The following is a 19,549-nucleotide window of genomic DNA, read 5'->3' as shown; positions in this document are numbered from 1 at the left end:
GTCGGGAAGTACCACTACTCATTCAACCCCTTGCCCGGATACGGGTGCGTCTCGGTCCAGTGCCGGGCGATCTCGACGCGCTTGGTGATCCACACACCGTCGTGCTTCTGCATATAGTCAAGCAGCCGTTCCAGGCCGACGGCGCGGCCGGGATGGCCGATGACGCGCATGTGCATGCCGACCGACATCATGCGCGGCTGCGTCCGGCCCTCGCGGTACAGCATGTCGAAGGAATCCTTCAGCAGGGTGAACCACTGCTCGGCGTTGCCGATGCCCACCATGTACTTGCCGTCGTTGGTGGTGAGCGAGTAGGGCACGACCAGATGGCCCTTGCCGTCGACATTCAGCCAGAATGGCAGCTCGTCGCCGTAGTAGTCGCTGTCGTACTCGAAGCCGCCTTCCTCGACGACCAGGCGGCGCGTGTTCTCGCCCGGCCCATAGCGGCAGTACCAGCCTTCGGGCCGCCGGCCGATCATCTTCTCGGTCGAGGCGATGGCCTTGGCGATATGGTCGCGCTCGTCGGCCTCGCTGAGCTCGTAATGCTTGATCCAGCGCCAGCCGTGCGAGCAGATGTCGTGGCCGGCTTTGGCGATCGCGGCCGATGCTTCGGGATTGCGCTCGAAGGCCAGTCCGCAGCCGTAGACCGTCATCGGCAGCTTGCGCTCCTCGAAGATGCGCATCAGGCGCCAGAAGCCGATACGGCTGCCGTACTCGAACAGGCTCTCCGCGGCGAGGTCGCGGCCGTTCACCGTCTGGCCCATGCCATGCGCCTCGCTGAGACCGGTGTCGCTGTGATCCTCGCCGTCCTGGATCGAAGGCTCGGAGCCCTCTTCGTAGTTCATGACGAAGTTGACTGCGAGCCGCGCGCCATTGGGCCATTTCGGATCGGGCATGTTGGCGCCATAGCCCACGAAATCGCGGCGCGGCTTGTACATCGCACGTCTCTCCGGAGTCAGGGTATGCGGATGATGAAGGGTTTTACGGGCACGAACTCCTCGTCGCCCTTGCCGCCGTCGCGCCACATGAAGACGGCGAAGCGGCCGGGCTTGTCGAGGACGGTGAGCCCGTGATGCCAGGTGTTGGGCTTGTAGGTGACGCCCTGCTGGCCGGTGGCAATGAACGCCCGGACGCCTGCGAGGTCGGGACCGCCCGCCGCGGCGTGCGGCGCCACCACGATCAGCCAGCGCGCCACGTCGATCGGCACGAAGGTCTGGGACGAGTATTCGTGGCGCTCCAGCAGGTCGGCCTTGAGCGGCCGGTTGGGAGTCTCGGCCTTGAGGCTCATGGACAGGCTGGGATGCGCGCTGGGACGCAGATTGCCGAGTGCATCTTCGTAGTACTGACGGCCGGGCTCGCTCGGTACGTCGATGACGTCGCCGAACGGCGCGAAAGCCTCCCGGGTGAGGGGCTGAGGCACGATCTCCATCGTTCACTCCCTAGTCGCGCATGCGGCGGGTGAGGCCCACCGTCCATTCCATGATCAGCATCAGCACGAAAGCGGCGGCGATCAAGACGCCGGACACCGCCGCGACCCGCACGTCGAGCGTGGATTCCATCATCCCCCACATGCGGATCGGCAGCGTGTCGGTGCGGGCATTGGACAGGAACAGCGACACCGGCACGTTGTCGATCGAGGCCATGAAGGCGAGGAACGCGCCGGCGGCGATGCCGGGGAAGATCAGCGGCAGGGTCACGCGCCGCAGGGTGTAGAACCACGAGGCGCCGAGGCTCTGCGAGGAATCGAGCAGGGCAGGATCGAGTTGCGAGAGGCTCGCGGTCGTGGTGCGCAGGATGAAGGGCATGGTGACGATCAGGTGCCCGGCAATCATCAGGTTGAGCGAGGGGCGGAATCCCAGGGTCGAGAAGTAGACCAGCGCCGCCAGCCCGAAGGTGATGCCGGGCAGCACCAACGGCGACATGAAGAGATTGTCGGCAAAGCGCGCCGAGCGGGCGCGGTTGCGCGCGATGCCGAGCGCGGCCAGCGTCGCCAGCACGACGCCGATCAGGGTCGACATCGCCGCCACTTCCAGGGAGTTGCCGGCGGCGCGATGGATCTGCCGTGACTGCGTGGCATCGAACAGCTGCTCATACCAGCCGAAGGAGAAGCCGGTCGGCGGGAACTTCAGCGAGCGGCCCGCGGTGAAGGACGTCATGAGGGCGATCACGACCGGCGAGACGATGATCAGCACGGCCAGGATCGCGATGCCGCCGATCACCAGGCTGTAGGAGAGGTCGGAAAAGCTCTGCCGCCGGCCCATCGCTCTACCCCTGCAGATGCCGGCTTGAGCGCCGGCCGAGGTAGGAAAGGGCGGCGATCACCGTCAGGACCGAGACCACCAGCGACAGCGAGGCAACGGCGGCGAGCGGCCAGTGATAGACGACCAGAGACTGCTGCCAGATCACCAGCGGCAGGTAGATCAGCCGCACGCCGCCGATCACGGTCTGCGAGATGAAGGCGGTGGTGGAGCTGGCGAAGACCAGCAGGCATCCGGCGACCAGGCCGGGTGCGGAGAGTGGCACGATCACCGTGAACAGCGTGCGCCAGCGCGAGGCGCCGAGCGCCGCCGAGGCGTCGCGCAGGTTGGGGTCGAGGCGCGACATCACGCTGATCAGCGGCAGCAGCATCAGCGGCATCTCGATCTGGGTCAGCGAGATCACCAGACCGAGCTCGGTCTGCAGCAGGCGCAGCGGCTCGGAGATCACGCCGAGCCCCAGCAGCGCCTGATTGACCACGCCCTCGCGGCCGAGCACGACGATCCAGGCGAAAGTGCGCACCACGACCGACAGCAGCATCGGCATGATGATGATGAACAGCAGCACCTTCTGCAGGCGTGGGCTGAGGTCCATGTAGACCAGCGCCAGCGGGTAGCCGACGATCACCGTGGCGCAGACGGTCTTCAGCCCCAGGAGCAGGGTGTCGGCGATGACCTTGTAGTTGAAGGGATCGCCGAAGAATTTCGCCCAGCTCGCGAAGCCTGGCTCGGTGATCTTGTCGTCGTTGAAGAAACTGGTCGCGACCAGCAGCAGCAATGGCGCCAGGAAGAGCGCCGCGAACGCCAGCGCAAGCGGCAGGGCGAGCTGCCACTCGGCGAGGCGCAGCGAGCGCCGTTCACCATAAATTTCGGCGGTGACGACAGCCGACGTCATACTCCTCACCCGCCGTCATGCTCCTCTCCCCCTTGGGGGAGAGGCTGGGTGAGGGGGTGATGCAGGAGGAAATCTTCACGTTGAACCCCCTCACCTAACCTCTCCCCCAAGGGGGAGAGGAACATGAGAGGATGTGACGGGCCTACGATCACTTCGCCATTTCCTTGTTGAACTTCTCGATCCAGGCGGCGCGCAGGGGGTTGATCTTCGCCCAGTCGTGCTGGACGTAGTTGGCCATCTCGTCGAGGTTCTTCATCGGCATGTCGGCCGCCAGGGGCACGTCCTTGTTGACGGGCAGGAAGTTGTAGGGCGGCTTGGTCAGCGCCTCCTGCGCTTCCTTGCTGATGACCAGGTCGAGATACTTGTAGGCATTGCCGATATCGCCGCTGCCCTTGGCGATGTGCATGGTCGTGAAGAAGGTGATGGCGCCGCTCTCGGGCTTCACGAACTCGACATCGACGCCCTTGCCCTTGAGCGTCGCGACGGTCTGGGTGTTGGTGTACATCACGTCGCACTGGCCTTGCTGGAACAGGCCCGGCATCGCCGCCGGCAGGCCGACCGCGGCGATCTTGGGCAGTACCTTCTTGAGCTCGACCAGGGCGGGATCGACGTTGGTCAGCGAGCCGCCGAACAGCTTCGACAGCTCAATCAGCGACGAGGTGCCGAAGGTCGTCTGGAAGCCGGTGATGCCGAGCCGCGACACCCACGGATCCTTGAGCAGGTCGCCCCAGCCCTTGGGCGCCGGCAGCTTCTTGGGATTGTAGGCGATGCCCACGACCTGGGCGCTGACATGGACGCCGACGTCGTCGGTGAAGCCCGCCGGCAGCTTGGAAAGGTTGCCGAGCTTCGTGGCGTCGAACTTCTCGAACAGGCCGCCTTCCAGGCCGACGATGCGCGGGCCGGGATCGAGCACGAAGACGTCGAACGGCGGCGCGCCGCGGGCCGCCTTGGCCTTGCCAATCTGGTCCATGGCGAACAGCGGCGCCAGCTCGAGGTCGATGTCGTCCTTCTTCTTCAGCATCGGGGCAACGACCGTGCGATAGGCGTCTTCCCAGGTGCCGGGGTAGGTGGTGGCGATGACGCTGCCCTTGGCGTGGGCGATTCCAGGCAGGAACGACGCGCCGCCGAGCGCGGTGACGCCGGCGAGCAGGCTTCGACGATTGAAGATCATGGAGCTACTCCGTTGCTGTAGGCGTTGAGCGCGGGAAAAGGGAAGGGCGGGCGTCGGTCGCCAGGGCGCAGAAACGCCGCGGCACCTCGGTCGGCGTGTGCCGCCGCGGCTCGACGATCTTGAGGGCGGCGCCGTCGACGGTGCGCGCCTCGTGGATGAGCTGGGAGCCGAGCGGCAGGCTGAGGCCCGGTTCGATCGCCCAGCTGTCGGTCGTCGCGATGGGCGACAGCACCAGCTGCTCGGGTCGCACGGACAGCACGACGGGCGAACCCGCAGCGATTCCCTGGGGCGCCGGCAAGCGAAGCGTGGCGCCGGCCCCCAGTTCGACCATGGCAGTATCGCCTACGACCGCGGCGATCTTGCCCGGCAGGAGGTTGGTCGTGCCGATGAAGCCGTTGACGAACAAGGTCTTGGGCCGGTCGTAGATCGCGACCGGCGTATCGAACTGCTCGACCTTGCCCCTGTTCATGACGGCGATGCGGTCGGCGACGCTCATCGCCTCGTCCTGGTCGTGCGTCACCAGGATGGTGGTGAGGCCGAGCTGGCGCTGCAGGCGCTTGACCTCGATCTGCATGTCGAGCCGCAGGTTGCGGTCGAGCGCGGCGAACGGTTCGTCGAGCAACAGGATCGACGGCTCGACGGCAAGCGCCCTGGCCAGTGCCACGCGCTGCTGCTGGCCGCCCGAGAGCTGGCGCGGCAGGCGCGCGCGGAAGGCGCCAAGCTGCACCATCTCGAGCATGCGCTCGACACGCTGGTCGACCGAGGGACCGCGCTGGCCGCGGGCGCGCAGGCCGTAGGCCACGTTCTCCGCCACGGTCATGTGCGGGAAGAGGGCGTAGTTCTGGAAGACGATGCCGACATTGCGCTGGTTGGCCGGCAGATGGTCAATGGCCGTGCCGTCGACCAGCACGCGGCCGCCAGCCTGGCGGACGAAGCCCGCGATGACGCGCAGCAAGGTGGTCTTGCCGCAGCCGGAAGGACCCAGCAGCGCCACGACCTCGCCCGGCTCGATGCCCAGCGCCACGCCATCGACCGCGACGGCTGCACCATAGCGGACCGTGAGGTTGTCGACGTCGAGCGTGCGCCCGGCCGGCGCGACCTGTTGTGGAGTTGGCGCTAACGCTTGCACACCTGCTTCCTCCCCCGCGGTACGCAACGCAAGCTGCGTGCCAAGGCCCGGCTGGCACGGAACACGCTAGATCGACGGCAGGTTTGCTTGGATGTGCACATCTGTCTAGAGAATGTGCACATTATTTGTGAATGGGGCGCAGTGAGCGGGCAGATGGCACGACGGCGGGCAAAGACGACGGCGCGGCGGCGCAGCCCCAAGGGCAACGTGGCGATCGACGACGCCGTCTACGGCGCGATCCGCCAGGCGATGCTGAGCGGTCGTCTGCGGCCCGGCACCAAGCTGCAGGAGCCCGTGCTCGCCCGCCTGCTCAAGGTCAGCCGCGAGCGGGTACGCAAGGCCCTTCACCGGCTGGTGCACGAACGCTGGCTGGAGGCCGTGCCCAACCGCGGCACCTTCGTGCCGGCGCCGTCGGTCGAGGAGCTGCGCGAGCTCTACGAAGTGCGCGGCATCCTGGAGGACGCCGTCGTTGCCAGGCTGGCGCGCGTCACGGCCAACGGCTCGGCCCAGAAGCTTCGGGCGCATGTCGCCGAGGAGCGCTCGGCGGTGAAGAGCGGCGACCGCAGCCGGCTGTTCGGCCTGTCGACGGAGTTCCACGCGTTGCTGGCCGAGCTCAGCGGCAACGAGCAATTGTCGCGCACGCTACGGACCCTGCTGCCGCGCTCCTCGCTGCACTTCTCGCTGTTCGCGCCGCCGGCGCTGCACAATTGCGCTGGCCCGCACGATCACGGCGATATCGTCAAGGCGGTGCTGGCGGGCGACACAGACAAGGCGCGGGCCCTGATGCGCCAGCACCTGGCGGGCCTGGTCGAGCTGTTGTCCGCGCGCGAGGAGGCGCCGGAGAATCTGACGTTGGAAGAGGTCTTCTTGCCGGAGCGCGGACCTCCAGGTCCGCTCATGAATCTTGATGCGGGTGGGTCGCGGTTTACCGCGACCTTGGAGGCCCGCGGTCCGGCAAGAAAAAGGCGCGCTGCCAAGGCAGCGCGCCTTTGAGAAGAGAATAGAAAGGCGAGCTTAGCCCAGCTTGCCCATCGCGACGGCCGTGTCGGCCATGCGGTTGGAGAAGCCCCACTCGTTGTCGTACCAGCTCATGACGCGCACCAGCGTGCCGTCCATGACCTTGGTCTGGTCCATGTGGAAGGTCGACGAGTGGCTGTCGTGGTTGAAGTCCATCGATACGTTGGGCTGGTCGGTCCAGCCCAGGATGCCCTTGAGCTGGTTGGCGGCGGCGAGCTTCACCGCCTTGTTGATCTCGTCCTTGTCGGTCTTGCGCTTGGCGACGAACTTGAAGTCGATCATCGAGACGTTGGGCGTCGGCACGCGGATGGCCACGCCGTCGAGCTTGCCGTTCAGCTCGGGCAGCACGAGGCCAACGGCCTTGGCCGCACCGGTCGAAGTCGGGATCATCGACAGTGCGGCGGCGCGGGCGCGGTAGAGGTCCTTGTGCATGGTGTCGAGCGTCGGCTGGTCGCCAGTATAGGCATGGATGGTCGTCATGAAGCCATGCTCGATGCCGACCGCGTCGTTCAGCACCTTGGCAACCGGCGCCAGGCAGTTGGTGGTGCACGAGGCGTTGGAGACCACGACGTGATCCTTGGTGAGCTTGTCGTGGTTGACGCCGTAGACGACCGTGAGGTCGGCATTGTCGGCCGGCGCGGAGACCAGCACGCGCTTGGCGCCGGCATCGACATGGGCCGAGGCCGCCTTCTTGGAGGTGAAGAAGCCGGTGCATTCCAGGGCAAGCTCGACGCCCATCGCCTTGTGCGGCAGCTTGGAGGGGTCGCGCTCGGCGGTGACCTTCATCTTGCCGCGGCCGACATCGATCGTGTCGCCGTCGACCTTGACCTCACCGTTGAAGCGGCCGTGTACGCTGTCGAAGCGGAAGAGATGGGCGTTGGTCTCGACCGGGCCGAGATCATTGATCGCCACGACCTCGATGTCCTTGCGGCCCGATTCGATGATGGCGCGCATGATGTTGCGGCCGATGCGACCGAAGCCGTTGATTGCAACCCGAACTGCCATGTCTTCCTCCGTTATCTGCTGAGCCCGCCTACTTGCTGAGTTGACGGGCCGCTTCCGCGATCGCCTCGGCGGTGATGCCGAAATGCTTGTAGAGGTCGGACGCCTTGCCCGACGCGCCGAAGCTCTTCATGCCGACGAAAGCGCCGCGCGAGCCGAGCCAGCGCTCCCAGCCGAATCCCGATGCCGCCTCGCAGGCTACCCGCACCGTGCCGTCGGCCCCAAGGACCTGCTGATGATATGTTTCGTCTTGCGCAGCGAACAGCTCCCAGGACGGCATGGACACGACGGCCGCCTGGATGCCGTCCTTGGCCAGAAGATCGCGCGCACCGAGCGCAAGCTGGACTTCCGAACCCGAGGCGATCAGCCGGACCGGGGCAGACGCGTCGCCCGCCAGGATGTACGCCCCGCGGGCGCAGAGGTTGCCGTCGCCGGCGTCGCGGATGGTCGGCAGGTTCTGGCGCGTGAGCGCAATGACAGTCGGCGCCTTCTTCGCCTCGAGTGCCAGCTGCCAGCACTCGGCCGTCTCGATCGTATCGGCCGGCCGCATCACGCGCAGGCCGGTGATGGCGCGCAGCGCCGCCAGATGCTCGACCGGCTGATGCGTCGGACCGTCCTCGCCGAGGCCGATCGAATCATGGGTCATGACGTAGATGACGCGCAGGCCCATCAGCGCCGCGAGACGGATCGACGGGCGGCAGTAGTCGGTGAAGACCAGGAAAGTGCCGCCGTAGGGGATGACGCCGCCATGCAGCGCCATGCCGTTCATGGCCGCGGCCATCGCGTGCTCGCGGATGCCGTAATAGACGTAGCGGCCGCCGGCGTCGCTCGGCGTGTTGCCCTTCAGCGAGGCGGTCTTGGTGTTGTTGGAGCCGGTGAGGTCGGCCGAGCCGCCGACCGTATCGGGCAGCACGGGGTTGATGACTTCCAGCACTTCCTGGCTCGATTTGCGCGTCGCCCACGACGGCTCCTCGGTGGCGACCTTGGCCTTGAAGGCATCGATGGTTTCGCCGACGGCGGCCGGGATGTCGCCCTTGATGCGGCGGTCGAACTCGACGCGATCGGACTCGGCCATGGCGGCATGGCGCTTCACCCACTTGCGGCGGGCCGACTTGCCGCGCGATCCGATCTTGCGCCAGGCGGTGAAGATCGGCTCGGGGATCTCGAACGGCGGGTAGGGCCAGCCGAGCTTCTCGCGCGCACCGGCGACCTCGTCCTTGCCGAGCGGCGAGCCGTGCGTGGCGGCAGTACCGGCCTTGGTCGGCGCGCCGAAGCCGATCACCGTCTTGCAGGCGATCATCGAGGGCTTGTCGGTGACGTTGCGCGCCTTGCGGATCGCCCGGGTGACGGCGTCGGGGTCGTGGCCGTCGACGGCCTGCACGTGCCAACCGGCGGCGGCGAAGCGCTTCTTGTGGTCCTCGGAGGTCGAGAGCGAGGTCGGACCATCGATCGAGATGCCGTTGTCGTCGAACAGCACGATCAGGCGGCCGAGGCCGAGATGGCCCGCCAGCGTGATCGCCTCCTGGCCGATACCTTCCATCAGGCAGCCGTCGCCGGTGATGACGTAGGTGTAATGATCGACGATGTCGCGGCCGAAGCGCTCGGCCATCAGCCGTTCGGCGAGCGCAAAGCCGACCGAGTTGCCGAGACCCTGGCCGAGCGGGCCGGTCGTGGTCTCGATGCCGCTGGCGTGGCCGTATTCGGGATGGCCCGCGGTCTTGGAGCCGAGCTGGCGGAAGTGCTTCAGCTCGTCGAGCGTCATGTCGGCGTAGCCGGTCAGGTAGAGCAGCGAATAGAGCAGCATCGAGCCGTGACCGGCCGACAGGATGAAGCGGTCGCGGTCGGCCCAGTGGGGCTCCGAGGCGTCGAACTTCATGAACTTGGTGAACAGCACCGTGGCGACGTCGGCCATGCCCATGGGCATGCCGGGGTGACCCGAATCCGCTTGCTGCACGGCGTCCATGGCAAGAGCCCTGATGGCGTTCGCCATGTCGCGGCGGGCAGCGATTGGATCGGTCATTTTGCGGGGGCGCCGGTATGTTTTTTGAAACGGCGCGCAACATGCCGACCGCTCTCCCGGGCGTCAATGCGCAAAAACCGTCGGCAAAGCCAACATCTAGCGCCTCTAGACGCTCCACAGGGCCAAGATGTTGACCATTCACCGGCCCAACACTTATCCTCCGACGATGGAGCAGGTGCGGACGGGAGAGCAGCTACCGCCCTCCGGCGGGGGAGCGGTGTCCAAGGCGGCGGCCAGCGTAAAGGACCGCGTGGACAGTGCGCTCAGCCGGCTGGAATCGATGGTGGAAGAACGCCTGCAGGCGGAAGCCGACCGTGCCAACGATCTGGCCAAGCGGCTCGACAGGCTTGAGCGCCAGCACGACGAATTGAAGAAGGTGGCAATGGAGGTCGAGGGTCGCCTCGAGCGCGCGATGGAGTACATCCGCTCGCTGCTGGCCGCCGACCAGAAGTGATCAAAGCAAGACATCCACGCTCAAGGATGCTTCGCACAGGCTGACGTGTCAGAGTGTGCACCCCCTCGACGCCCGATAAAGGGCGCAACAAAAAGGAGTAACGTACGATGCCGGAGGTCTCGGTTCAGATCGCCAATCGCAACTATGAGCTTGCCTGCGGCGACGGCGAGGAAGAGCGGGTCCAGGAACTCGCTTCCTATGTCGACGAGAAGGTCACCGAACTGCGCCGGCAGCTGCCCGGCACCCCTGAAGTCAAACTGCTGGTATTCGCGGCCCTGATCCTGGCCGACGAAAGCCGCGAGGCGCGGGGCATCGCCAAGGCGGCCGAAAGCGCGAGAGCCAGCGCCACCGACAGCGCCGAGACGCTGGCGACGGCGCTCGAGGACCTGATCACCTCGCGCGTCGACAAGATGAGCAAGAAGGTGAGCGGGGCGGCTTAGAGATTCGACGCCCGCCAAGAAACAACCTCATGCTGAGGAGCAGCCCGCAGGGCTGTGTCTCGAAGCATGGGCAGCACAAAAGGTGCTTGTTGCCCACCCTTCGAGACGGCCGCTGCGCGGCCTCCTCAGGGTGAGGTAAATCGTCGAACCACCGCTGCATTGCGGTGACCCCCTCAAGTGCCTACATTGAAGGGGGGCGGATTTCTGCGCGGTGCGTGGTTCGCTTAAAACCCCGGGGCCAATAAGAACTCCTGGGAACTGTTCCTGGCCTTGACCCTGGTCTTGGCTACACGGTGCCCACCTGCTTACGCAGGCCTTGGAGGTTCTACGAGCCACGGCCCATCGTGGAGCCGCCCCACCTTATGCCCTTCCAGACATGTCCCTGATCCACGACAAGCGCACGCTGCGCTCCGCCATGCTGGCCTGGCGCGGCGGCCTCTCCGAGGACGAACGCCGCGTCGCCGCCGACGGGCTGGTGGCGAGCTTCGAGCGCGAGCAGCCGTTCGAGACGCCGACGGTCGTGTCGGGTTTCTGGCCAATCAAGGACGAGATCGACATCCGGCCGCTGATGATCGAGCTGCACAACGGTGGGTGCCAGCTGGTGCTGCCCGTCGTGCAGGGCCGCGGCAAGCCGCTGCTGTTCCGCGCTTGGCGACCGGGCGATCCGCTGGAGCAGGGCGTGTTCGGCACGCTGCAGCCCTCGCCCAAGCGCGAGACGCTGGAGCCCGACGCGCTGATCGTGCCGATGCTCGCCTGCGACGAGGAGGGCTGGCGATTGGGCTATGGCGGCGGCTTCTACGATCGCACGCTGCTTGGCCTGCGTGGCCGCAAGGCGGTGACGGCGGTAGGGGTGGGCTTCAACGCCCAACTCGTTGACGACGTTCCGCACGGGCCCGACGACCAGCGCCTCGATTGGTTGTTGACCGACAAGCGCGCTTGCGCCTTTGTCTAGCTATGAAGGTCCTGTTCTGCGGTGACATCGTCGGCCGGGCCGGCCGAGATGTGGTGATCAAGGAAGTCCCACGTTTACGGCGTGAGCTCGGTCTCGATTTCGTGGCGGTCAACGGCGAGAACGCGGCGGCGGGCTTTGGCATCACCGCCAAAATCTGCGGCGAGCTGCACGCGGCCGGCGTCGACTGCATCACCACCGGCAACCACGCCTGGGACCAGCGCGAGATCATCCCCTACATCGCCCAGGACAAACGTCTGCTCAGGCCCATCAACTTTCCGCCGGGCACGCCCGGCTGGGGCGCCAACCTCTTCCAGACCGCGCGTGGCCAGAAGATCGTGGTGATCAACGTCATGTGCCGGCTGTTCATGGACGCGCTCGACGATCCGTTCCGCGGCGTCGATGCCGAACTCGCGAAGTACACCCTGGGCAGCACCGCCAACTTCATTTTGGTCGACGTGCATGGCGAGGCGACCAGCGAGAAGCAGTCGGTCGGCCACTATTGCGACGGCCGCGTCTCGGCCGTGCTCGGCTCGCACAGCCATGTCCCTACAGCCGACAGCTGGATCCTGCCGGGCGGCACGGCCTATCAGACCGACGTCGGCATGTGCGGTGACTACGATTCGGTGATCGGCATGAAGAAGGAGTCGGCCGTGCAGCGCTTCGTACGCAAGGTGCCGGGCGAACGCCTGGCGCCGGCCGAAGGCGAGGGCACTTTGTGCGCGGCGGTTGTGGAAAGCGACGACCGTACAGGCCTCGCCACCGCGGTCCGGCCGATCCGGCTGGGCGGCCGACTGCCTCAGGCCCTGTGAATTGCTGCATCTTGTGTTGCAGAACTGGGCGTCCTACCTATTAGAGGTAGTCTGAAGACGCTCGTTGACGGCTTGGGGAAAAAGCGGCATCGTCTTGATGTTAAACGATTTTTCGCCGGCTTCGGCGACTGTCTTCAGGTTAGAGGGGGCGTCGGAATCTAGGTTCCGACGTTTTTTAGCGGGGGCTTCGGCCCCCGCCTTTTTTTGTCCCGGGCCCTGCAGACACGGTCTAGCACTCCCAAAGCCCACGAGAAGTGGTATAGGCGGCCCATCAACTCACTGAATCTGGTTTTGGGGCGATGGCGGGCCATTCGCAATTCAAGAACATCATGCATCGCAAAGGGCGCCAGGACGCCCAGCGGGCCAAGATCTTCACCAAGCTCATCCGCGAGATCACCACCGCGGCGCGGCTCGGCGCGGCCGATCCCAATGCCAATCCGCGCCTGCGTGCGGCGATGATCGCGGCGCGCGAAGCCAACATGACGCGCGACACCATCGATCGCGCCATCAAGCGCGGCTCGGGCAGCGACGCCGACGCCAACTACGACGAAATCCGCTACGAGGGTTACGGCCCGGGCGGCGTGGCGCTGATCGTCGAGGCGCTGACCAACAACCGCAATCGCACCGCCGGCGAGGTCCGCTCGATCTTCGCCAAGCACGGCGGCAATCTCGGCGAGTCGAACAGCGTCAGCTTCATGTTCGATCGCGTCGGCGAGTTCCGTTTCCCGCTGTCGGTCGGCAGCGCCGACGAGGTGCTGGAGAAGGCGATCGACGCCGGCGCAGACGACGTGGTGAGCGGCGAGGGCCCCGAGGGCGTGCACGAGATCTACGGCGCTCAGGAGAACTTCAACTCCGTGCGCGAGGCGCTCGAGAAGTCGCTGGGCCAGCCCTCGGTCGCCAAGCTGTCGTGGCGGCCCAAGACCACGTCGCCGGTCGAGGGCGAGACGATGCAGACCCTGCTCGACATGATCGCGGCCCTGGAAGACAACGACGACGTCCAGAACGTCTACGCCAATTTCGAGGTGTCGGACGACGCTCTGGCGAAGTTCGCGGCCTGAAGCCCGGGACGATGAGACTGATCGGCCTCGATCCCGGTCTACGATTGACCGGCTGGGGCGTGATCGACGTCGACGGCAACAAGCTGCGCCATGTGGCGCACGGCGTCGTCAAAGTGGCGGCCGAGGGCACGCTGGCCGATCGATTGTGCGCGCTGTTCGACGGCGTTGCCGCCGTGGTCGAGGCCCAGCGGCCGGTCGAGGCGGCCATCGAGGAGACCTTCGTGAACGTCAACCCGGCATCGACGCTGAAGCTCGGCCAGGCGCGTGGCGTCGTCATGCTGGCGCCGGCGCGGGCCGGCCTGCCGGTGTTCGAGTACGCCACCAACCTGGTGAAGAAGTCGGTCACGGGCGCGGGCCATGCCGACAAGCGCCAGATCGCCATGATGGTCGGCCGCCTGCTGCCCGGCGTCGATGCGACGGCCGATGCCGCCGACGCGCTGGCCGTCGCCATCTGCCACGCACATCATCGCGCCACTGCCAAGCGCGTGGAGGCGGCACAGTGATCGCCAAGCTGAAAGGCATCGTCGATTCGGTCGATACCGACAGCGCCGTCATCGACGTCGGCGGCGTGGGCTACCTGGTCTCGGCCTCGTCCCGCACCTTGCGCGACCTGGTAGCCGGCGGCGACGCGACAATGCTGGTCGAGACGATCGTGCGCGAGGATGCGATCGCGCTCTATGGCTTCCTCGAGACCGCCGAGCGCGACTGGTTCCGCATCCTGACGACCGTGCAGGGTGTCGGCGCCAGGGTGGCGCTGTCGATCCTCTCGACCCTGTCGCCCGACGAGATCGCCCGCGCCATCGCCGCCCAGGACCGCGCGACGCTCAGCCGCCCGGCCGGCGTTGGTCCGAAGCTGGCAGCGCGGCTTGCCACCGAGCTCAAGGACAAGGCGGCTGCCTTCGGCATCGCCCCTGTTGCCAAGGGCGCGGCGGCTTCCGCTGCGGTGGCGCCGACGGGATCGATCAACGAGGACGCCGTCTCCGCCCTGGTCAATCTCGGCTACAAGCGCGTCGAGGCATTCGGCGCCGTGGCGCGGGTGACGCAGCGCCTGGGTGACGGCGCCACCTTCGACGCCGTGGTCCGTGCCGGGTTGCAGGAGCTGGCTCGATGAGCGGCGAGGAGAGGTTGGTCACCTCCAAGCGCGCCGAGGAGGACGCTGCCGAACTGGCGCTCAGGCCGCAGACGCTCGACGACTTCATCGGCCAGAAGCAGCTGCGCGAGAACCTCAAGATCTACGTCGCCGCCGCGAAGGCGCGCAAAGAGGCGCTTGATCACGTGCTGTTCCATGGCCCGCCGGGGCTTGGCAAGACGACGCTGGCGCAGATCGTGGCGCGCGAGATGGGCGTAGGCTTTCGCGCCACGTCGGGCCCGGTGATCCAGAAGGCGGGCGACCTCGCCGCCCAGCTCACCAACCTGCAGCCGCACGACGTCCTCTTCATCGACGAGATTCATCGCCTCAATCCGGCGATCGAGGAGATCCTCTATCCCGCCATGGAGGACTTCCAGCTCGACCTGATGATCGGCGAAGGCCCGGCGGCGCGCTCGGTGCGCATCGAACTGCCTCCCTTCACCCTGGTGGGCGCCACCACGCGCTCGGGCCTGATGACGCGGCCGCTGCGCGAGCGCTTCGGCATCCCGCTGCGCATGGTCTTTTACGAACCGGCCGAACTCGAGACGATCGTCCATCGCGCGGCACGCGTGCTCAAGATGGAGATGGCCAAGGACGGCGGTGCCGAGATCGCCAAGCGCTCGCGCGGCACGCCGCGCGTCGCAAACCGCCTGCTGCGCCGCGTGCGCGATTTCGCCACCGTTGGTGGCCATGCTGTGGTCGACGCCAAGGTGGCCGACGAGGCGCTGAGTCGGCTCGAGGTCGACGGCCGCGGCCTCGACGCCATGGACCGTAAGTACCTCTCCTGCATCGTCGAGCACTATGGCGGCGGCCCGGTCGGCGTCGAGACGCTGGCGGCGGCGCTCTCCGAGCAGCGCGACGTCATCGAGGACGTGATCGAGCCCTACCTCATGCAGCTCGGCCTCCTGATGCGCACGCCGCGCGGCCGGCTCCTGTCGGAGGGCGGCTACCGTCATCTTGGCGTCGCCATGCCGCGCGACCAGAAGCGGCAACTCGACCTGCTGACGGCAGGCGATGCGGAGGACGAGGCGTGAGCGCTCCCGCTGGCCCCACCAGCGGCCATATCGCGGGTGGCGTGCATGTGCTGCCGTTGCGGATTTATTACGAGGACACCGACGCTGCAGGCATCGTCTACTACGCCAACTGGCTGCGCTTCCTGGAGCGTGGCCGCACCGAGCTGTTGCGATTGCTCGGCCAGGACCACAGCGCCCTGCGCGACGAGCGCGGTGTGAATTGGATCGTGCGCCGCTGCGCCATCGACTATCTGAAGCCAGCGCGACTGGACGAGACGATCGAAGTCGTCACCAGTTGCGGTGAAATGCGCGGCGCCTCGCTGGACATGATCCAGATCGCGCGCCGCGGCGAAGAGATCCTGGTCCGTGCCGAGCTCGTCGTCGCGTGCATGGGGGCGACGGGACGGCCGGTCCGATTGCCGCCGCACGTGCGGACTGCCTTGGCCCAGGTTAGTGCGGGGGAGTCGCCCCGCTCACGCCACATTCAGGTATAACCCTTTGAACTAACGGAGATATCAAAATGGACGCGTTTGCGCAGGTCGCCAGTACCCCTCTTGGCGGCAGCACCGGGCCGATCGACATGTCGGTCTACGGCCTGTTCATGCAGGCCGACTGGGTCGTCAAGGCAGTGATGATCGCGCTGCTGCTGGCCTCGTTCTGGTCGTGGGCGATCATCTTCGAAAAGATGTTGCGCCTGCGTTCGCTGAAGAAGAGCGCCCAGGCCTTCGAGGACACCTTCTGGTCGGGCGTCTCGCTGGAAGACCTCTACGACCGCGTCGGAGCGAAGCCGGATGACCCGATGTCGAGCATCTTCTCCGCCGCCATGCGCGAATGGCGCCGCTCCGTCTCCAAGGGCCTGGCGACCAGCGCCACGGCGCGAGCAGCACTTCGCCAGCGTATCGAGCAGGTGATGAGCGTCACCATCCAGCGCGAGATGGAGGCGATCGAGAAGCGGCTGGGCTTCCTCGCCACGGTCGGCGCCAACGCCACCTTCGTCGGCCTGTTCGGCACGGTGTGGGGCATCATGAACAGCTTCGGCCACATCGCGCAGTCGAAGAACACCTCGCTCGCGGTCGTGGCGCCCGGCATCTCCGAGGCGCTGTTCGCCACCGCGATCGGCCTGGTCGCGGCGATCCCGGCGGCCGGCGCCTACAACATCCTGTCGGGCCAGGTCGCGCGCTACGCCCAGCAGCTCGAATCCTTCGCCGGTGAGTTCATCACCATCCTGTCGCGTCAGCTCGAGGAGCAGGTCTGATGGCCGGCGTCATTCCCGCCGCCGGCAGCAGCGCAGGCGGCGGCAAGTTCCGGCGGCGGCGCTACACGCCGATCGCCGACATCAACGTCACGCCGCTGGTCGACGTCATGCTGGTGCTGCTGATCATCTTCATGATCACCGCGCCGCTGTTGCAGGTCGGCGTGCCGGTCGATCTGCCCAAGACCAGCGCGCAGCAGGTCGGCGGCAAGGACGAGCCGCTGGTCGTGTCGGTCAATGCCCAAGGCGAGGTGTTCCTTGGCGAGACCAAGTACGACCTCGGCGAGCTCGGCACCAAGCTCAAGGCCGTGCACGAGGAGAAGCCCGACCAGCGCGTGTTCATGCGCGGCGACAAGGCCGTCGACTACGGCAAGATGATGGAAGTGATGGGCGTGGTGATCGACAGCGGCTTCCGCCAGCTTGGCCTGCTCGGCGAGGCCGCGCAGCAGCTCGGCAAGGGCGGCGGCGGCACCGTCACGCCTGCACCCGCACCGGCACCGCGTGGCCAGCAGCCGGCGGCACCGACGCCGGCACCGGCGCCAGCACCGGCGCCGCGGCGCTAGGGCGACAGGAAGGAGAGGCGAAGCGATCGATGGATGACCGCATCATCGGCCGTATCCCGAGAAGCGTCGAAATGCGCACGCCGGCCATCGTGTCGGCGATGCTGCATGTCGTCGTGCTGGGCGCGGCGGTGATGAATCTCGACTTCTTCAATCGGCCGCCCTTGATGGATCCCGAGCCGGTGATGGTCGACTTCGAGATGATCGACAAGAAGGCTGCGGCGCCCAAGGTCGCCAATCCGCCGCCGCAGCCCAAGGACGTGCCGATCGCCGAGGAAGCGACCAAGGCGCCGCCGCCCAAGTCGGCCGAGCCGCCGCCCGCGCCCGAGAAGCCCAAGGTTGAGACGGCCGAGGCCAAGCCGCTGCCGCCACCGCCGGTCGAGAAGCCCAGGCCCGAGGCGCCGAAGCCCGCGGAGGACCTGATCGCGCTCAAGCCCAAGGAGCCCGAACCGCCCAAGGTCGAGAAGCCGCCTGAGCCGCCCAAGCCCGCGCCGCCGGAAGTAAAGAAGCCGGAGCCGCCCAAGCCGCCGCCGCCCAAGCCGCAGCCGGAGAAGAAGTCCGTCGATTCGATGATCGACGACATCCTGAAGAACAAGCAGTCGCCGCAGAAGCACCAGACGCCCGAGCAGCAGCCCAAGCCCGTGCAGCAGGTGACGCGCCAGGCGCCCGCCGCGCCCAACCTCGCCGCGGTCGTGACGGCGAGCGAGATCGAGGGCGTGCGCAACAAGATCCGGCCGTGCTGGAACACGATCGGCGGCGGGCGCGACCAGAACATGATCATCACGCTGATCGTGCAGATGAACCAGGACGGCACGCCGGTGAAGGCCGAGCTCAAGGATACCGGCCGCTACAACAACGATCCCAACTATCGCGCCGCGGCCGACGCCGCCCACCGTGCGATCATGAACCCACGTTGCCAGCCATGGCCGTTGTCACCGGAAAAATACAACTCCTGGCGCAACATCACTTTCAATTTCGACCCCCGCGACTACTGACAGCCTGTCGCGCTATAGAGACACCCCCTCAATGAACAAGAGGTCCGACATGATGCTTCCCCGACGCTCGACGATCCTGGGCGGCGCAGCACTTGCCGCCGGCGCGGCCGCCGTTCCCGCGCGCGCCCAGCTCACGATCGACATGACCCGGCCGAGCTTCGAGCCGGTGCCGATCGCCATCGTCGACTTCGCCGGTGACCGCGTGGGCGCCGACATCGCCAACGTCGTGCGCAACGACCTGCAGAACTCCGGCCTCTTCCGGTCGATCCCGCCCAGTTCCTTCATCCAGCGCGACGTCAATGCCAGCACACCGCCACGCTTCCCCGACTGGCGCCAGATCGGCGCGGCCGGCGTCGTCGTCGGCGAGGTCGGCCAGGCCGGCGGCAACATCAAGGTCGACTTCCGGCTGTGGGATGTCGTGGTCGGCCAGCAAGCCGCCGGGCTCTCCTTCACCAGCCAGCCCGCCAACTGGCGGCGGCTCGCCCACATCATCGCCGACGCGATCTACAAGCGCGTGACGGGCGAAGAGGGCTACTTCGACACGCGCATCGCCTACGTCGGCGAGAGCGGCCCGGGCAATGCGCGCGTCAAGCGCATCGCCATCATGGACCAGGACGGCGCCAACAACCGCTACATCACCGACGGCCGCACGATCGCCGTCACGCCGCGCTTCTCGCCGACGCTGCAGGAGATCGTCTACATGGCCTTCGGAGAAGACCGCAGCAGCCCGCCGCGCGTCTATCTGCAGAACGTCGATTCGGGTCGTCGCGAGCTCATGGGCAACTTTCCCGGCATGAGCTTCGCGCCGCGCTTCTCGCCGGACGGCACCAAGGTGGTGATGAGCATTGCCGCCGAAGGCCGCACCAACATCTACGAAATGGACGTGCGCGGCCGCGCGCTGCGCCGCCTGACCAACTCGTCGGCCATCGATACCTCGCCGTGCTTCTCCAACGACGGTGCGCAGATCGTCTTCAACTCCGACCGCGGCGGCACCCAGCAGCTCTATGTCATGAGCGCAGGCGGCGGCGGCGAACGGCGCATCAGCTTCGGCGAGGGCCGCTACGCCACGCCGGTGTGGTCGCCGCGCGGCGACTGGATCGCCTTCACCAAGATCAGCGGCAGCAGCTTCGGCATCGGCGTCATGCGGCCCGATGGCGGCGGCGAGCGCATGCTGGCGTCGGGCTTCCTGGTCGAGGGACCGACCTGGGCGCCGAACGGCCGCGTGCTGGCATATTTCCGTCAGCAGCCGAGCTCGGCCGGTCGCACAGGGGCGGTGACTTTGCACCAAGTTGACATCACCGGACGCTTCGAACGTCAGATACCAACACCGACCGATGCTTCGGATCCGGCCTGGTCACCCTTGATTCCGCAGTAGCGAAGGATATGATCTTTCTTGTCGAC

22 protein-coding genes and 1 other RNA gene are annotated in these 19,549 nt (G+C 66.8%); 15 read left to right on the top strand and 8 right to left on the bottom strand.

Features of this window, described 5'->3' with window-relative positions; all coding sequences use genetic code 11:
• Positions 1-14 precede the first annotated feature (14 nt).
• The 6 genes from RSO01_RS12820 to RSO01_RS12795 all read right to left on the bottom strand — a co-directional run bounded on the left by RSO01_RS12820 (position 15) and on the right by RSO01_RS12795 (position 5,447).
• A complete protein-coding gene (locus RSO01_RS12820) occupies positions 15-935 on the bottom strand; it encodes an allantoinase PuuE (RefSeq protein WP_147149484.1) in 921 nt (306 codons plus the stop codon).
• Between the two features lie 17 nt (positions 936-952).
• On the bottom strand, positions 953-1,426 hold the full coding sequence (locus RSO01_RS12815; RefSeq protein ID WP_147149516.1) for an ureidoglycolate lyase: 474 nt from the start codon (positions 1,424-1,426) through the stop codon (positions 953-955).
• A gap of 10 nt (positions 1,427-1,436) precedes the next feature.
• A complete protein-coding gene (locus RSO01_RS12810) occupies positions 1,437-2,258 on the bottom strand; it encodes an ABC transporter permease (protein ID WP_147149483.1) in 822 nt (273 codons plus the stop codon).
• Positions 2,259-2,262: 4 nt separating this feature from the next.
• Positions 2,263-3,147, bottom strand: a complete 885-nt coding sequence (locus RSO01_RS12805) for an ABC transporter permease (RefSeq protein WP_147149482.1) — start codon at positions 3,145-3,147, stop codon at positions 2,263-2,265.
• A 148-nt stretch (positions 3,148-3,295) separates the two neighbouring features.
• Positions 3,296-4,318, bottom strand: coding sequence for an extracellular solute-binding protein (locus RSO01_RS12800; protein ID WP_147149481.1), 1,023 nt, complete (start codon positions 4,316-4,318; stop codon positions 3,296-3,298).
• Positions 4,319-4,322: 4 nt separating this feature from the next.
• Positions 4,323-5,447 (bottom strand): ABC transporter ATP-binding protein, encoded by a 1,125-nt coding sequence (locus RSO01_RS12795; protein WP_147149480.1) that lies wholly within the window; start codon positions 5,445-5,447, stop codon positions 4,323-4,325.
• 153 nt (positions 5,448-5,600) lie between these two features.
• On the opposite strand from RSO01_RS12795, the gene RSO01_RS12790 reads away from it, so the two are divergent.
• On the top strand, positions 5,601-6,440 hold the full coding sequence (locus tag RSO01_RS12790) for a GntR family transcriptional regulator (protein ID WP_147149479.1): 840 nt from the start codon (positions 5,601-5,603) through the stop codon (positions 6,438-6,440).
• Between the two features lie 21 nt (positions 6,441-6,461).
• Here RSO01_RS12790 and gap read toward each other — a convergent pair whose 3' ends face one another.
• Together gap and tkt are read right to left on the bottom strand one after the other, a co-directional pair.
• Positions 6,462-7,469, bottom strand: coding sequence for a type I glyceraldehyde-3-phosphate dehydrogenase (gap, locus tag RSO01_RS12785; protein WP_147149478.1), 1,008 nt, complete (start codon positions 7,467-7,469; stop codon positions 6,462-6,464).
• Between the two features lie 28 nt (positions 7,470-7,497).
• Positions 7,498-9,486 carry a transketolase gene (tkt, locus tag RSO01_RS12780; protein WP_147149477.1) on the bottom strand — a complete coding sequence of 663 codons (1,989 nt, stop codon included), beginning with the start codon at positions 9,484-9,486 and terminating at the stop codon, positions 7,498-7,500.
• Positions 9,487-9,652: 166 nt separating this feature from the next.
• Between tkt and RSO01_RS12775 the strand changes: the two genes are divergently transcribed.
• The 14 genes from RSO01_RS12775 to tolB all read left to right on the top strand — a co-directional run bounded on the left by RSO01_RS12775 (position 9,653) and on the right by tolB (position 19,523).
• Entirely contained in the window at positions 9,653-9,940 is a 288-nt protein-coding gene (locus tag RSO01_RS12775; protein WP_170303018.1) for a hypothetical protein, read from the top strand.
• Positions 9,941-10,047: 107 nt separating this feature from the next.
• Positions 10,048-10,380 carry a cell division protein ZapA gene (locus RSO01_RS12770; RefSeq protein ID WP_147149475.1) on the top strand — a complete coding sequence of 111 codons (333 nt, stop codon included), beginning with the start codon at positions 10,048-10,050 and terminating at the stop codon, positions 10,378-10,380.
• A 198-nt stretch (positions 10,381-10,578) separates the two neighbouring features.
• Positions 10,579-10,735: non-coding RNA, 6S RNA (gene ssrS / locus RSO01_RS12765), on the top strand.
• A gap of 21 nt (positions 10,736-10,756) precedes the next feature.
• The gene (locus RSO01_RS12760; RefSeq protein ID WP_147149474.1) at positions 10,757-11,332 is read left to right on the top strand and encodes a 5-formyltetrahydrofolate cyclo-ligase; all 576 of its coding nucleotides are present in this window, start codon (positions 10,757-10,759) and stop codon (positions 11,330-11,332) included.
• A 2-nt stretch (positions 11,333-11,334) separates the two neighbouring features.
• Entirely contained in the window at positions 11,335-12,141 is an 807-nt protein-coding gene (locus RSO01_RS12755; RefSeq protein WP_147149473.1) for a TIGR00282 family metallophosphoesterase, read from the top strand.
• A gap of 299 nt (positions 12,142-12,440) precedes the next feature.
• A complete protein-coding gene (locus tag RSO01_RS12750) occupies positions 12,441-13,199 on the top strand; it encodes a YebC/PmpR family DNA-binding transcriptional regulator (RefSeq protein WP_147149472.1) in 759 nt (252 codons plus the stop codon).
• A gap of 11 nt (positions 13,200-13,210) precedes the next feature.
• Positions 13,211-13,702, top strand: a complete 492-nt coding sequence (gene ruvC, locus RSO01_RS12745) for a crossover junction endodeoxyribonuclease RuvC (RefSeq protein ID WP_147149471.1) — start codon at positions 13,211-13,213, stop codon at positions 13,700-13,702.
• Positions 13,699-14,310, top strand: coding sequence for a Holliday junction branch migration protein RuvA (gene ruvA / locus RSO01_RS12740; protein WP_147149470.1), 612 nt, complete (start codon positions 13,699-13,701; stop codon positions 14,308-14,310). Before ruvC ends, ruvA begins: the two co-directional genes overlap by 4 nt.
• Positions 14,307-15,362 carry a Holliday junction branch migration DNA helicase RuvB gene (gene ruvB / locus RSO01_RS12735; protein ID WP_147149469.1) on the top strand — a complete coding sequence of 352 codons (1,056 nt, stop codon included), beginning with the start codon at positions 14,307-14,309 and terminating at the stop codon, positions 15,360-15,362. Before ruvA ends, ruvB begins: the two co-directional genes overlap by 4 nt.
• On the top strand, positions 15,359-15,835 hold the full coding sequence (gene ybgC, locus RSO01_RS12730; protein ID WP_246158355.1) for a tol-pal system-associated acyl-CoA thioesterase: 477 nt from the start codon (positions 15,359-15,361) through the stop codon (positions 15,833-15,835). The genes ruvB and ybgC overlap by 4 nt, the downstream gene beginning before the upstream one ends.
• 26 nt (positions 15,836-15,861) lie before the next feature.
• Complete coding sequence (tolQ, locus tag RSO01_RS12725; protein WP_147149468.1) at positions 15,862-16,596, top strand: protein TolQ; 735 nt, start codon at positions 15,862-15,864, stop codon at positions 16,594-16,596.
• On the top strand, positions 16,596-17,156 hold the full coding sequence (tolR, locus tag RSO01_RS12720) for a protein TolR (RefSeq protein WP_147149467.1): 561 nt from the start codon (positions 16,596-16,598) through the stop codon (positions 17,154-17,156). The genes tolQ and tolR overlap by 1 nt, the downstream gene beginning before the upstream one ends.
• A 29-nt stretch (positions 17,157-17,185) precedes the next feature.
• Positions 17,186-18,148, top strand: coding sequence for a cell envelope integrity protein TolA (tolA, locus tag RSO01_RS12715; RefSeq protein ID WP_147149466.1), 963 nt, complete (start codon positions 17,186-17,188; stop codon positions 18,146-18,148).
• 49 nt (positions 18,149-18,197) lie between these two features.
• Positions 18,198-19,523 carry a Tol-Pal system beta propeller repeat protein TolB gene (gene tolB / locus RSO01_RS12710; protein ID WP_246158353.1) on the top strand — a complete coding sequence of 442 codons (1,326 nt, stop codon included), beginning with the start codon at positions 18,198-18,200 and terminating at the stop codon, positions 19,521-19,523.
• Positions 19,524-19,549: the final 26 nt, after the last annotated feature.

It is taken from the genome of Reyranella soli, from assembly GCF_007992495.1.
GTDB classification, from domain to species: domain Bacteria; phylum Pseudomonadota; class Alphaproteobacteria; order Reyranellales; family Reyranellaceae; genus Reyranella; species Reyranella soli.
Note: the sequence above shows the minus strand (reverse complement) of the source record. Positions and strands in the feature narration are given on the sequence as shown.

Excerpts from the sequence above, each read along its gene's own strand:
- RSO01_RS12820 (WP_147149484.1), bottom strand. The coding sequence starts at position 935 with ATGTACAAGCCGCGCCGCGATTTCGTGGGCTATGGCGCCAACATGCCC.
- RSO01_RS12815 (WP_147149516.1), bottom strand. The coding sequence starts at position 1,426 with ATGGAGATCGTGCCTCAGCCCCTCACCCGGGAGGCTTTCGCGCCGTTC.
- RSO01_RS12810 (WP_147149483.1), bottom strand. The coding sequence starts at position 2,258 with ATGGGCCGGCGGCAGAGCTTTTCCGACCTCTCCTACAGCCTGGTGATC.
- RSO01_RS12805 (WP_147149482.1), bottom strand. The coding sequence starts at position 3,147 with ATGACGTCGGCTGTCGTCACCGCCGAAATTTATGGTGAACGGCGCTCG.
- RSO01_RS12800 (WP_147149481.1), bottom strand. The coding sequence starts at position 4,318 with ATGATCTTCAATCGTCGAAGCCTGCTCGCCGGCGTCACCGCGCTCGGC.
- RSO01_RS12790 (WP_147149479.1), top strand. The coding sequence starts at position 5,601 with ATGGCACGACGGCGGGCAAAGACGACGGCGCGGCGGCGCAGCCCCAAG.
- gap (WP_147149478.1), bottom strand. The coding sequence starts at position 7,469 with ATGGCAGTTCGGGTTGCAATCAACGGCTTCGGTCGCATCGGCCGCAAC.
- tkt (WP_147149477.1), bottom strand. The coding sequence starts at position 9,486 with ATGACCGATCCAATCGCTGCCCGCCGCGACATGGCGAACGCCATCAGG.
- RSO01_RS12775 (WP_170303018.1), top strand. The coding sequence starts at position 9,653 with ATGGAGCAGGTGCGGACGGGAGAGCAGCTACCGCCCTCCGGCGGGGGA.
- RSO01_RS12770 (WP_147149475.1), top strand. The coding sequence starts at position 10,048 with ATGCCGGAGGTCTCGGTTCAGATCGCCAATCGCAACTATGAGCTTGCC.
- RSO01_RS12760 (WP_147149474.1), top strand. The coding sequence starts at position 10,757 with ATGTCCCTGATCCACGACAAGCGCACGCTGCGCTCCGCCATGCTGGCC.
- RSO01_RS12755 (WP_147149473.1), top strand. The coding sequence starts at position 11,335 with ATGAAGGTCCTGTTCTGCGGTGACATCGTCGGCCGGGCCGGCCGAGAT.
- RSO01_RS12750 (WP_147149472.1), top strand. The coding sequence starts at position 12,441 with ATGGCGGGCCATTCGCAATTCAAGAACATCATGCATCGCAAAGGGCGC.
- ruvC (WP_147149471.1), top strand. The coding sequence starts at position 13,211 with ATGAGACTGATCGGCCTCGATCCCGGTCTACGATTGACCGGCTGGGGC.
- ruvB (WP_147149469.1), top strand. The coding sequence starts at position 14,307 with ATGAGCGGCGAGGAGAGGTTGGTCACCTCCAAGCGCGCCGAGGAGGAC.
- tolQ (WP_147149468.1), top strand. The coding sequence starts at position 15,862 with ATGGACGCGTTTGCGCAGGTCGCCAGTACCCCTCTTGGCGGCAGCACC.
- tolR (WP_147149467.1), top strand. The coding sequence starts at position 16,596 with ATGGCCGGCGTCATTCCCGCCGCCGGCAGCAGCGCAGGCGGCGGCAAG.
- tolA (WP_147149466.1), top strand. The coding sequence starts at position 17,186 with ATGGATGACCGCATCATCGGCCGTATCCCGAGAAGCGTCGAAATGCGC.
- tolB (WP_246158353.1), top strand. The coding sequence starts at position 18,198 with ATGATGCTTCCCCGACGCTCGACGATCCTGGGCGGCGCAGCACTTGCC.